Raw genomic sequence first — 12,473 nt, 5'->3', positions numbered from 1 at the left:
GGCTCTCGCCGACGCCGTGAGCTGGGACTATGGCACCGCCTAGTGACACGGCCCGCCGCCTAGTATCAGCGCGTTCTTCGAGCTCAAGCAGCGTTTCCGCAGACTATATCGACGGCCGAGCGCGGAACCCAGGACTCACGACCGTTCCTCCCGTGAGCGCCTGGTCTGGGTCGGTCGGCGCGAAGCCTCATCGAGCCAGACTGGGCGAAGCGGTCGGGCCTGGCGGCCCTCCCTGCCAGGTCCGCGGTGCCAAGAGCCGTTACACGCGGTATTCGCGCAGCTCGCTGACCTCGGCGCGCGGCGCCCAGCCCTGGTACACGCCGTAGTCGAACTCCTCGAGCCCCAGCTCGGCGGCGACCGGCGCGCGGCCGCCCGTGTACTCGACCCGGAACCAGCCGTCGTGCTCGCCGAGCACGATGAACGGCTGGTCGCGCCAGAAGCAGGTGGTGCGCACGTACACGAGGTCGTCCACCTCGTCGCGGGGCACGATGCGGCGGTGCCGGCCGGGGCGCACCTCCTCGAAGCCGTCGCTCGCGTCCGGGCGGTAGAGCCGGACGTCGTCGCCGTCGGGGCTGGCCTCGTACTCGGCGCCGTGCCAGCGCGCCGCGTAACCGTCGCGGATCACGACCGGCCGGCCTTCCGCCACGCCGGCCCGTCGGCGTCGAGGCGGGCGATGAGGTCCTCCCGCCCGTCCCGGCGCACGCGCCACAGCTCGGCGTTGTGCGGTAGCCGCGCACTGTCGACCTTGAACTCCGCGATCACGTCACCGGTCTCGCTCGGGGCGAAGCCGTTGCCGCGGAACGGTGGCCGCTCGATGACCCAGCCCTCCATCGCGCGCATCGCATCGTGCGACGACCCGCCGTACGGGATGCGGTACAGGTCGCCGCGGTAGGCGATCCAGCGCAGCACGTAGGCCTCGTCGGCGTCGGGCTTGAACGAGGACCCCGCGTAACCGAGCCCGAGCGCGTTGTACAACTGCTCGGGCGTCTGCAGGTGCGCGACCTCGCCGGCGCGGTGCACGAACCCGGAGACCCGGTCGTAGTTGCGCTCGAGATAGTGCGAGAGCTGCTCGGGCGAGATCGGCTTCTGCATGACCTGCTCGCGCCCGGAGCCCGGCGGCTCGTACGCGGGCCGCGGGGCGGCCTGCGGCGCCGGCCTGGACGACTCCGGGGCGGGCTGCTCATCCGGGTCGTCGACGCCGAGCCCGAGCTCGGTCGCCCACGTCGCGAGCTGCACGACCTCGGTGCCGGGCAGCACGGCCCCGGCCGGCGACTCCGGGTTGATCGCGACCGCCAGCTGGTCGCCGGGCGGCCAGTGCCGGATGAGCCGGGTGAACTTGATCCAGCTGCCCTGCGCATCGGCGCCGAGCCGCTCCGTCATGCGCTCCTGCGACGTGAAGACGACGAGGTGCGGCAGGCCGTTCATGTGCTCGGTGCGCCAGTTCGCCGGGGTGACGGGCCCATCGCCGGTCCAGAACGGAATCAGGACCTTGGCCAGCAGCAACGTCGAGAGGAACCGGTCGGTACTGTTGGCCTGCACCGCCTCGAGCAGGTCCTTCTCCACCGTGTTCGCCGGGCGGAAGTCCGAGTCGGCCGGCTTCGGCCGCGGCCGCACCGGCGCCACGACCTCGGCGTCGACGATCTCCTCGTGCAGCCGCAACCGCGCGTCCTCGACGACCTCCGGCTCGTACACCGGCTCGTGCGTGGGCTCGCGGACCGGATCGACGTGATAGGTGGTCGGCTCGGCCCGCTCCCCCTCGTACGTCCACGAGAACCCGGCCTCGCTCCCACTCGCGCCCGGCGTGGGGTCCCCGCCCGCGACCGGAAGGTCCGCGAAGTCCTGCTGGAAGTCGGGCCGCTCGGCGGCGCCCTCCTCGAAGAACGACCGCAGCTCGGGCGACGGCTCAGCCCCCGACGGCGCCGCCTCGCGAGCCGCCTTGGGCAGGAAGAACGACCCGCTGTTCTCCTTGTCCGCCTCGCTGGCCCACGACTCGTCAGCCTGGGTCTCGGGAGTGGACCCCTCGCTCGCTCGCGCTTCGCTGGCCCACGACTCGCTGCTGGACGCCTCGCTCGCCCACGATTCGCCGACCCGTGTTTCGCTCGACTGCGGACTGGCGGAGGCCTCACTTGCTCGCGCCTCATTCGCCCACGGCTCGCTGGCCCGTGGCTCGCTCGCCCACGGCTCGCTCGACCGCGCCTCGCTCGCCCACGGCTCGCTGACCCGTGGCTCGCTGGCCCATGGCTCGCTCGACCACGCCTCGCTCGACCAGGGCTCGCTGGCCCCTGTTTCGCTCGCCCACGGCTCGCTGGCTCGCGCCTCGCTCGACCAGGGCTCGCTGGTCCACGGCTCGCTTGACCAGGGCTCGGCGGGCCGCGCCTCGCTCGCCGGCGGTTCGGTGGGCTGCGATTCCTCCGGCCGCGGCTCGACCAGTCCGGTCTTCGCCAGCGACTCGACGCCGGACGCGAACGACGGCTGGGCCAGGTCGTCCGGATCGGGGTCGGAGCGCAGGTCGGCAAGGGCGGCGTACGGGTCCCGGATCGGCGGCTCGTCCGGCCGCGAGTCGGCGAACGCGTTGAACGGCCGCGCCTCCGGCTCGTCGTCGAAGAACGGCCGCTGCTCGTCCTCCCGCGGCGCCTCGCCCTGGTCCCCGAGGAACGACCGCGGCGCGTCGGCCTCGCCGCCGAAGGACGACCGCGTCGGCTCGGCCCGATCCTGGAAAAACGACGACTGCACCTCGGCCCGCCCGCTGAACAGCGACGACGCCTCGGTCGAAGGTCCGGACCTTTGCTCCTGCCACGGCTCGGCTTCCTGGCGCGGCTCGGCCCCGCCACCCTGCCACGGCTGCGCGGCGCCTTCCTGGCGCACCTCGGCGCTCCCCGCAGCCGACCACGGCTCCGCACCCGACTCCCGATGCGCCTCGGCCCCCGGCCACGAGTCCCCGTCCGGCTCCTGACGCGCCCCGCTAGCCGCGCCGGTCCAGGGCTCCTCACGCGCCTCGCCCATCGCGGCCGTCCAAGACGGCGACGCCTGCTCCTCACGCAGCTCGCTCGTCGCGGCCGTCCACGACTGCGACGTAGGCTCCTGACGCGGCTCGCTCGTCGCCGTCCAAGACGGTGACTCCTCGCGCGGCTCGCTCATGGCCGTCCAAGACGGCGACGCCTGCTCCTCGCGCGGCTCGCTCGTCGCGGCCGTCCACGACTGCGACGAAGGCTCCTGACGCGGCTCGAACGCGGCGGGCCCGGACGCCCCTGCGGCGGGCTCATCGGCGAAGAACGGATGGTCGTCGAGGGCCGCCCGCCCGAACCCGGCGCTCCGCGCCCCGGCTGCGACGTCACCGAACGGCGCCGGACCGGGCTCGGCGACGGGCGCCTCGCCGGCGCTGCCGGGGCGAACCTCGGCGGAGCCCGCCCACCCGGACCTGATCGGCTGCGTGCTCTCGCCGGGCGGCATGGTGTCGCCCAGCGCGGGCCGCTCGTCGGCGGCCGGCCGGAACGCGCCGGGATCGACCAGGTCGGGCCGCGACGGCAGCGCGCCGCCGGGGCGGTAGGGGTCATCGGCACCGGGGCGGCGCGGCAACGACTCGCCGGGGCGGTACGAAACCGGCTCGCCCGACACCGGCCGCGACTCCCCGGCCCGGTAGGTCGCCGGCTGGCCGGAGACGGGTCGCGACTCGCCCGCACGATACGGGTCCTCGAAACCGGGGCGCTGCGGCAACGACTCGCCCGGGCGGTACGAAACCGGCTCACCGGACGCGGGTCGCGACGGCAACGGCCCCCCGGACCGGAACGCGGCGGGATCCTCGGCGCCCGGCCGCGGCGGCAACTGGCCCCCGGGCCGGAACGCGGTCGGTGGCTCCGGCTCGATGCGGCTGGGCTGCGGCTGGCGGGTCGGCAGCGGCGGGCCCGCCGGGCGCGGCAGGTCCGGCGGCGGCTGCCAGGCGGCCGGAATGACCGGCTCGGCGTGCTCGGTGAAGATCTCGCCCAGGCTGCGCGCGGGCTCGCGGCGCGGCCAGTACCGGCGCGGGTCGCCCCCGGCGTCCCCGCCCGCCTCGCCACCGACGGGCCGCGACGGCAGGCCGGACTCGCCACCGCCGACGGGGCGGGACGGCAGGCCGGACTCGCCACCACCGACGGGCCGCGACGGGAAACCCGGTTCACCGCCGCCGACCGGGCGGGACGGCAGACCTGGATCGCCCCCACCGGCGGGGCGCCTCGGCAGGCCCGACTCGCCTCCCATCGGTCGCGCCGGGTGGGCCGGAAGTCCCGGATCGCCGCCGCCGACCGGGCGAGTCGGCAGGCCGGACGAGGGGGCGCCGTTCTGCGGCCGGGTGGGCAGGTCGGTGCGCGCCGCTGGGCCGCGGTCGAGGCCGGCGAACAGCTCGCGCTCGCCCGGTACGTCCAGCCGGTCGGACTCGTCGAACAGCCCGCGGGAGGCGGCGCCGGGGAAGGAGGCCCGGCCTCGCGCGGCGCCGGCACCCGAGGTCGGCGCCGGGGACGTGGGCGCGCCGTTCTCGGCCGGCGGCGGGACCGCGGGCGCGCCGCCGGCGAATGAACTCGGCGGCGTTGGCGCGAACGCGGAACGACCCGCGGAGCGCTCGAAGTGAATGGGGCGATCCGCCCGGGTCGGTAGAAACGCCCCGGGAGGCGCCACGTCGGGCGGCGGGACCTCGCGCCGGGGCGGAACGGACGAAGGCGGCGCAGATGACGGGGGCACAGACGACCCAGGCGGGGCGCTCGACACCGGCGCGACGAATGGGCCCGAGGCAGGTCCGCCTTGTCCCGCACGCCCGGCTTGCCCGGCCTGGTCGGCCTTCATCCGCTGGCGCTCGATCGGCGTGGGAGCGGGCTGGTTCGGCACGCTTCGCACCGGTACCTGCGCGACCGCCCGGGTGCGCGAGCTGGCCTGCTCCATGCGGGCGCGCGCGCCCAGCGTGCGGCCCGGAAGGCGCACGTCGCCGCGGCTGATCTGGGTCACGAACCACGACGGCAGGTAGCCCTCGATCGGCAGCCCGGGATTGACCGCCAGCCACCAGTCGACGTTGGGCCAGATGCCGGCGAGATCACGGAACGGCACCCGGCGGTGCGTGCCGGGATGGCCCGCCAGGCACTCGTGCAGCGCGGACGGCGAGGTGAAGGCGAGCACATGCGTGCGGCCCTCGGTGGTCCACGTGCCCCAGCCGCCCTCGCTGGAGGCTGAACCGTCGGGCGCGATCGGCAGCAGGACGTCCGTGCGCGCCAGGATGCGGAAATACTGCTCCTGGTCGTTCGTGCGCAGCGCGTCACGCATGGCGACCTCGGCCTCGGTGGCCGGCTCCCACTCGCTCAACGGCCACCCCCTCTTCGGGCTCGGAAACCGCCGCGTCGCCGAAACCTAACCTATATGGCCACGGCAATTCGAGGGGTACGACGCGGGCAAGCGCTCCGGCCAGCATAGCGATCGAAGCCCCGCCGCTCACAGCGCTGTCTCATTCGCGGCACCCGCACGGGGGAGTTTCCGGCGGGGCAACCCATCGATGCCCGATTGCCTAGCATGGTGCGCATGCCGCGGAGGTACGCGATGTCCGGTTTGGCGGTTTTGCTGAGCCTCGCGGGATGTCTCGCCGCGGATCCCGTTGCCGCCCGGGCGCCGGCCGCCTGCCCAGGCCCGGTCCGCCGGCCCGCCCCGGCGCCGTCGGGGACGCCATGGACCCAGCAGCGGTACGACCAGACGCGCCTCAACGCCCTCGCCGACGGCCGCGGCATCGTCGTGGCGGTGATCGACTCGGGCGTCGACGCGCGCAACGCCCAGCTCCAGGGCGCCGTGCAGGCCGGCCCGGACCAGCTCGACGGCGGTAGTTCGGTGCTCGACTGCGTCGGCCACGGCACCGGCGTGGCCGGCATCATCGCCGCCCGCCCGGTCGCCGGCTCCCCGTTGCGCGGCCTGGCCCCCGCCGCGACGATCCTGGCCCTGCGCGTCAGCGAGCTGATCGAGGGCGAGGACGGCGGCGCGACCGGCCGGCCCGGCACCCCCGCCGGCCTGGCCAACGCGATCCGCGACGCCGTCGCCCGGCACGCCCAGGTGATCAACCTTTCCCTGGTCTCCTACCGCGACGACGCCGTCGTCCGCGACGCCGTCAGGTTCGCCCTGGACAACGACGTGGTCGTGGTCGCCGCCGCGGGCAACGGCGCCGAGCAGGGCAACAGGACCCCGTACCCGGCCGCCTACGACGGCGTCATCGGCGTGGGCGCGACCGCCCCCGACGGCCAGCGGCTGCCGACCTCGCAGACCGGCCCGTACGTCGACCTGGTCGCCCCCGGCACGCAGATTGTGACAACCGCAACACCCGACGGCTGGACGACCATGGACGGCACCAGCTTCGCCACCCCGTTCGTCGCCGCGACCGCGGCACTGCTGCGCCAGTACCGCCCCGAGCTGACCGCCGCCCAGGTCTCCGCTCAGCTGAAGGCCACCGCCGACGGCGGCCGCGCGGGCCCCGGCTACGGCGCCGGGCTGCTCAACCCGTACCGCGCTCTGACCGAGCACCTGGGTGCCTCCCCGAAGCCGGCCGCCCAGCCTCTGGCCCAGACCGCAAGGCACCCGAACGCCGACCGCGAGTCCGAGGCCCGCCACCGAACGATCCTCCTGGCCCTGACCGGCCTGGGCGCGGTCCTGGTCGCGTTCCTCATCGCCGCGGTACTCCCCCGCGGCCGCCGCCGCGCCTGGCGCCCCGGCGTGCGCGAACTCCCGCCAGCCACGGCTCCCGACCCCGACCCGACCGCCCCAGCCTTCGGCGGCCCATGACTCCGCCCCGGGGTTGGCCCGAAACGCCCGCGCGGCCGACTGGAAACGCCTGCCGAGCGGAATTGGCCCTGAGTCCCCGCCGATCGCGGCGGTCGCGGCGCGCGGGGTCTTCCATCATCACAGAGTGAACGTGCTGCTCCTTGTACACGTTGACTCCGTGATCACGGCGAACCGCGCACGCCGGTCGGCGCAGATCGCACGCCCGGCCAGCGCCGCCCGGACTTGGTTCATCGAGATGCCAACGGGGCGCTCAGAATGATGATTTTTCCGAAAGTTGGGCGCTTGCGCCTGACTTTCGGAAGCGACGGCACCCTGGAGCCGGGGGGCGACGGCACCTGGAGAAGGCAAGGCGGCGCCCCGCCCGCCGCGTGAACGGAGGAGGGCGCCGCCGGAGTTACCGATCGCGATGGCTCAGCTGCCGCCGCCCGGGAACAGGTGGGTGTTGCGCAGCTCGGTCTCGCGGTAGCGCTGCATCGAGTCCTCGACGCCGACCTTGATGTCGCGCAGCATCTGGGCCAGGTCGGCGCCGGCGCGCTCCCAGTTGGCCTGGCGTGCCGAGTAGGCGTCCTTGGCGTCGCCCTGCCAGCCGGCCGTGAGGCGCTTGCCAAGCTGGGACACCTCGTCGAGGCGGGCGTGCAGCGTGTTGAGCGCGGACTGGATGGAGTGGCTCGCGTGCTCCAGGGCGCCGAAGTCGACTACCAGCATGTCGTCCATGTGAGATGCCTCCAGGTCAGCCGAGTGCGGAAAGGTCGGCGCGGCCGGCGCGGCGCATGGTGCTCGCCGCCTCGGTGTCGGTGGAGTCGTAGTTCTGCCCCGCCGTGCGGAGCCCCTCCGCCGTGTCCAGAAGGCTTCGGTTGAGCACATCCTGATCGTTCTTGAATGCGGCCTTGACCGCCTCGAACGACCGGCCGCCGGCGCCCTGCCAGCCCCCGCGCGTCACTTCCAATTCGCGCATCAGCGTGTTGAGCATGCTCTGCAGTTCCCCGTTGACCTGCTCGAACCGCTGGGCCGCCGCATTGAGCTCGGCTTGCTGGGCCTGTGTCGTCTGGGCCACCGGCGATCACCCCGTTTCTCGTTAGTGGACGTTTGGCATGGCCTCGCCCGACGGTATCGGCAACCGGCGATGCCTCACCACCCCCGATCGCAAGCTGTGGATAACTTCCGGCATTTCGCCTTTATGATGTGCGGCATGGCGGAGGGCCGGTCGTTCATCAAGTGGGCCGGCGGCAAAACACGCTATGCGGCGCAACTGGTGGCGGCCGCCCCCGCGTTCACCGGGCGGTACTGGGAGCCGTTCATGGGCAGCGCGGCCGTCTTCTTCGAGCTCAGGCCGGCCAAGGCGGTGCTGTCCGACGCCAACCCGGAGCTCGTCGCGTGCTTCCAGGCGGTCGCCGCCGACCCGGAGACGGTGATGGCGCGCCTCGACGCCATGCCAAACACGCCGGAGCAGTTCGAGCTGGTCAGGCGGCAGGACCCGGCCCGGCTCGGCACGGTCGAGCGCGCGGCCAGGGTCATCTACCTCAACAAGACCGCGTTCCGGGGCCTGTGGCGGGTCAACCGTCGCGGCGGGTTCAACGTGCCGTACGGGGCTTACGACAGGCCGTACTATCGCCGCGAAACGCTGCTCGAGGCCTCCCGCGCGCTCGCCGGAGTCGACGTGCGGCTCTGCGACTTCGCGGACGCCCTGCGCGAGGCGGCGGCCGGCGACTGGGTGTTCCTCGACCCGCCCTACCTGCCCGAGGGCGGGTTCGCCGACTTCAAGCGGTACACCGCGGGCCAGTTCCGCGACGCCGACCACGAGCGGCTCGCGGCCGAGATGCGCGACGCGTCAGATCGCGGGGTACTGCTGACGATGACCAACAGTGACACCGAGGCAACGCGGCGCATCTACGCCGGGTTTCACGCCACCCGCATGGCGACCCGGCGCGACATCAACCTGCGCGCCGCCGCCCGGGCAAGCTTCGACCTGGTCCTCACCAACTATTGAGCCAACTACTGAGCCGGCTACTGAGCGACTACTGGGCCGGTTGGGCGGCCGCGGCCGGGTCGAGTGCCGGGCCGGCGGGCAGCAGCGCGACCACCTGGCTGGGCACGTCGACGGGCTGCTGACCCGCGTACCCGAGCGCGCCCAGCGCATCGGGCACCGGCACGGTGTGCCGCCGGCCGAGGTCGGTGACCAGCATGAACACGCCCGTTTCGGTCCGCACCAGGGCGCCTGATCCGGCTGGTACCACGACCCGGTCCGCCAGCACCGCACCCTCCGCCGTCGCCGAGGCGGTCCTGAGCGCGTGGGACAGGTCCGGCGGGGTGGCGCCGACCGTGATGGCATCCGCGGTACACACCTCGTTGGGCTGCGTGTCGAGCAGCTCCGGCGGCGCGGCGGGCAGCGCGCCGTCTCCGCCGCGATCCGGCGCGAACGGCTTGACCTGCCCTCCCCGGACCAGCGCGGAAAACTCGGCCGGGCTCAGCGGCATCAGCTTGCCGCCGCCCTGCACGCTCTGCGTCTCCGGGGCCGCGAGCAGCAGCGCGGCCTGCAGCGGCGTGACGGAGGCGAGGCCGTCGGCGGTGACCAGGAACGCGTCGGTGCGGGAGCCGGACGTCACGCCGTACAGCTGGCCGACCTTGCCGGCCGGGGCGGTCCTGCCACGGTCGGGCACGGCCGGCGTGACGAGGTCGGTGCCGGACGGCACGGCATGCAGCAGCGCCTGGGCCACCGCGACCTGCGGGCGTGCCGACCATACCAGGGCGGGCAGCGCGGCGCCCGGTTCGCGGATGAGGTGCTTGTGGCCGTGCCACACGAGGTATGTCTGCTGGCCCGGACCGTTCACCAGCAGGCCTTTCTCTCCCAGGGGTGCACCGCCGGAAGGCCCGCCGCCCACGAAGAGCACCGATCCGTCGGCGGTCGAGCAGACCGTCCACGCCCCCTTGCGCAGGCCGTTCGCGGCGGGCAGCGAGGCGGGCGCGCCCGGAATGCCGAGCGTCTCGCCCCGGGGCGCGCCGGCCAGCGCACCGCGCGGCACCACGACCGTCGGCGCGCCGGCGGCATTGAGGATGAGCAGCGCCGACGCCTGGTTGAGGACGGGGTGGAGCACCTCGTCGCGGAACACGTACAGCGCTCCCGACTCCTGCTCGACGATGATCGCCTTGTCGTTGCGCCATTTGCCGGAACCTCCCGGGCGCAGGACCGCGAACGCCGCCGCCCCGCCCACGCCCAGCGCCGCGAGCAGCACGCCGACCAGCGTCGCGCCCGCGACCCGGCGAAACGGCGGCTGAGCGGGGTCGGTGTCCCGCATCACCAGAGCCGACACCACCCGCTGGACCATGAATTGGTACGAATGCAGCTGGTCCTGCCGCGACGCCATCGGCCCCCCAAAACTGTCGTACCGGCGCCCTACGATAAGCCCGTCACTGACATCGGCGGGGGACGATATGTCGACACGGACGCGAATAGTTCTCGGGCAGGCGGCGATCGCGCTCATGGTTGTGGCCTGGGCGACGGGCCCGGCCTGGGCGCTGGTCGCGCTGCCGTTCGCCCTGGCCGCCCTGGTCCTGGCCGTCGCGCGCTTCCGGCACCGCCCGCTGTCCTCGTGGATCGGCGACGGCATCCGCTTCCTCGGCCGGCGCCGCACGCTGCCCGCGGGCGCCGGCGGCGCGGGCCTGCTCGCCCTGGTCCGCCCCGGTGCGGCGACCTCGTCGATCGACGTCGACGGCACCGACGTCGGCGTGCTCGAGGACACCGACGGCCTGGCCGCGATCGTGCGCGTCGGCGACCTGTCGGGCCTTCTGGGCACCACCCTGCCGCCGCTGCCGCCACTCAGCGCGCTGCTGCCGGCGCCCGCCCGGGACGTCCCGGAGGTGCGCGTCCAGCTCCTCGTCAGCGCCGTCACCGTCCCGGCCCCGTCGACGACACCGGCCGCGACCTCCTATCGGCAGCTCACCGACGGCCGGGTGCTCGCGCACCAGCGGGTGCTCGTGGCGGTGCGGGTGCGCCGGGCCGGCGGATATCGACGCGCGGATCTGGAGGAGTCTCTCGTCGTTGCCATGCGCCGCGTGTGCCGCCTCCTCGCCAAGGCCGGCCTGCCGGCACTGCCGCTGTCGGCGACCTCGGCGCTCGCCGCGGTGACCGAGGCCGCCCAGCACGACCCGGCCCATCCGGTGCAAGAGACGTGGACCGGCCTGCGCGTCGGCGGCCTGCACCAGGCCACGTTCCGCCTGAGCCGCTGGCCCGAGCAGGGCCCGCCGATGAGCCAGCTGCTGACCTTGCCGACCTCGATGACCACGCTCTCGCTCGCCGCCCAGTCCCCGGACCCGCCCCCAGCCCGCGCACCAGCCCAATTCGCCACCTCAGCGAGCGCCCCTTTGGGCGTGCCGGCGGCTGGCCTCGTGGGTGTGCCAGCGGGCGGCCTGGCGGGTGTGCCAGCGGGCGGCTCGTTGGGTGCGCAGGTGGTGCGGGCCGAGCTCGTCATCAGGCTCGCCGCCCCGACCGCGACGACACTCGCCCACGCGACGACGGCCCTGCACCGGCTCGCCACGAGCCTCGACGCCAGGGTCGCCCGGCTCGACGGTGTCCAGCTCGACGGCCTGGCCGCCACGCTCCCGCTGGGCGGCGGCGCGACCGGCGACGACGCCGTGCTCGCCGGCCTGGTCACCGGCCGCGACGGCCTGACCCTCGACGGCGGGCGCTCGGCGAGCGTCACCGCCCCGCGCCTGTCCGCCATCGAGCCGGTCGTCGGCGGCGAGGGCGTCATGCTCGGCGTCAACCGCCGCGGCGAGCCGGTGGTGATCCGCCTGTTCCGCCCCGAGCCCACCCGCGCCGCCCTTGTCGGCGGCATGCGCTGCGCCCAGCTCGTGATCCTGCGCGCTCTGGCTACCGGCGCGCGGGTCGTGGTCCAGTCGACGAGGCCGCACGCGTGGGAGTCGTTCCAGCGCGGCCTGGGCACCGCCGAGGCGCTGGCGTTCCTCCCCACGGGTCGGCTGGGCGAGCCGCCGGCGGCCACCGCGACCAGCCCCCAGCTGCTGGTCCTCGACGTGGGCCCGGTCCCCGGCCGCGCGGTCCCGGTCCCGGAGGGCGCCTGGCGCACCATCCTGTTCCTGCGCGACGACCTCACGACGGCCGACATCGACCTGCTGACCCGCTCCGACCTGGCCCTGCTCCAACCACTGACCCCGCACGAGGCCGCCCTGGCCGGCCAAGCCCTCGGCCTGGGCGACTCCCAAACCTGGCTGACAAAGATCTCCCCCGAAATGCTCGGCGTCGTCGTCAATCGCCAAACCGTCCGCTGGACCCGACTGTCAACAACCCCGATCGAACACCAACTGACCGGCGGCCCCGCCCGCTGAACCCCGCCAACCGACCCGACCCGGCGACCCCGCGGCCCCGCGCCACAGCGACCGACGGCGCGGCCTGGCACTGCACGGCACGGCGGCGGCGTAGCCCGGCGGCGCCGCGCGGCACGGCGGCGGCAGCCCGGCGGCAGCGGCACGGCGGCGGCAGCCCGGCGGCACGGCGACGGCTCAGAAGGCAGGGGGCCGTCGGCCGGCGCTCAGCGGGTGAGGCCGCCGGGCGGCCAGCTGGCGGGGCTCGCCGGCCCGGGCCCAGCTCACCGGGCCAACCGGGCGCCGCCTTGCTGTGCACCGCGCCGGGTCGCACCGCCAGCCTCGTGCCGCACTGCGGGGCCATGCCGCCAGCCCGG

The 12,473-nt window shown here is 74.5% G+C and carries 8 protein-coding genes; 3 read left to right on the top strand and 5 right to left on the bottom strand.

Annotated elements, in window-relative coordinates; translation table 11 throughout:
* Nucleotides 1-259 precede the first annotated feature (259 nt).
* Nucleotides 260-625 (bottom strand): hypothetical protein, encoded by a 366-nt coding sequence (locus ACGFI8_RS12915; protein WP_392803739.1) that lies wholly within the window; start codon nt 623-625, stop codon nt 260-262.
* Nucleotides 622-5,325, bottom strand: a complete 4,704-nt coding sequence (locus tag ACGFI8_RS12910) for an SseB family protein (RefSeq protein ID WP_392803737.1) — start codon at nt 5,323-5,325, stop codon at nt 622-624. The genes ACGFI8_RS12915 and ACGFI8_RS12910 overlap by 4 nt, the downstream gene beginning before the upstream one ends.
* Before the next feature lie 204 nt (nt 5,326-5,529).
* Between ACGFI8_RS12910 and mycP the strand changes: the two genes are divergently transcribed.
* Nucleotides 5,530-6,780 (top strand): type VII secretion-associated serine protease mycosin, encoded by a 1,251-nt coding sequence (mycP, locus tag ACGFI8_RS12905; RefSeq protein ID WP_392803735.1) that lies wholly within the window; start codon nt 5,530-5,532, stop codon nt 6,778-6,780.
* A 411-nt stretch (nt 6,781-7,191) separates the two neighbouring features.
* Here the strand turns inward: mycP and ACGFI8_RS12900 are convergent, their stop codons facing one another.
* Nucleotides 7,192-7,485: a WXG100 family type VII secretion target gene (locus ACGFI8_RS12900; RefSeq protein ID WP_392803733.1), complete on the bottom strand. Its 294-nt coding sequence runs from the start codon at nt 7,483-7,485 to the stop codon at nt 7,192-7,194.
* A 25-nt stretch (nt 7,486-7,510) separates the two neighbouring features.
* Entirely contained in the window at nt 7,511-7,834 is a 324-nt protein-coding gene (locus tag ACGFI8_RS12895) for a WXG100 family type VII secretion target (RefSeq protein ID WP_392803731.1), read from the bottom strand.
* A gap of 135 nt (nt 7,835-7,969) precedes the next feature.
* Here ACGFI8_RS12895 and ACGFI8_RS12890 point away from each other — a divergent pair, with 135 nt between their 5' ends.
* Nucleotides 7,970-8,767, top strand: a complete 798-nt coding sequence (locus tag ACGFI8_RS12890) for a DNA adenine methylase (protein WP_392803729.1) — start codon at nt 7,970-7,972, stop codon at nt 8,765-8,767.
* Between the two features lie 28 nt (nt 8,768-8,795).
* On the opposite strand, the gene eccB is transcribed toward ACGFI8_RS12890, so the two are convergent.
* On the bottom strand, nt 8,796-10,142 hold the full coding sequence (gene eccB / locus ACGFI8_RS12885; protein WP_392803727.1) for a type VII secretion protein EccB: 1,347 nt from the start codon (nt 10,140-10,142) through the stop codon (nt 8,796-8,798).
* A 67-nt stretch (nt 10,143-10,209) separates the two neighbouring features.
* Between eccB and eccE the strand changes: the two genes are divergently transcribed.
* Nucleotides 10,210-12,120, top strand: a complete 1,911-nt coding sequence (gene eccE, locus ACGFI8_RS12880; RefSeq protein ID WP_392803725.1) for a type VII secretion protein EccE — start codon at nt 10,210-10,212, stop codon at nt 12,118-12,120.
* The last annotated feature ends 353 nt before the right edge of the window (nt 12,121-12,473 follow it).

The sequence above is a fragment of the Dactylosporangium sp. NPDC048998 genome (assembly GCF_043197855.1).
Classification (GTDB): domain Bacteria; phylum Actinomycetota; class Actinomycetes; order Mycobacteriales; family Micromonosporaceae; genus Dactylosporangium.
Note: the sequence above shows the minus strand (reverse complement) of the source record. Positions and strands in the feature narration are given on the sequence as shown.

Coding starts and splice junctions, on each gene's coding strand:
- mycP (WP_392803735.1), top strand. CDS start 5,530: ATGGTGCGCATGCCGCGGAGGTACGCGATGTCCGGTTTGGCGGTTTTG.
- ACGFI8_RS12900 (WP_392803733.1), bottom strand. CDS start 7,485: ATGCTGGTAGTCGACTTCGGCGCCCTGGAGCACGCGAGCCACTCCATC.
- ACGFI8_RS12890 (WP_392803729.1), top strand. CDS start 7,970: ATGGCGGAGGGCCGGTCGTTCATCAAGTGGGCCGGCGGCAAAACACGC.
- eccB (WP_392803727.1), bottom strand. CDS start 10,142: ATGGCGTCGCGGCAGGACCAGCTGCATTCGTACCAATTCATGGTCCAG.
- eccE (WP_392803725.1), top strand. CDS start 10,210: ATGTCGACACGGACGCGAATAGTTCTCGGGCAGGCGGCGATCGCGCTC.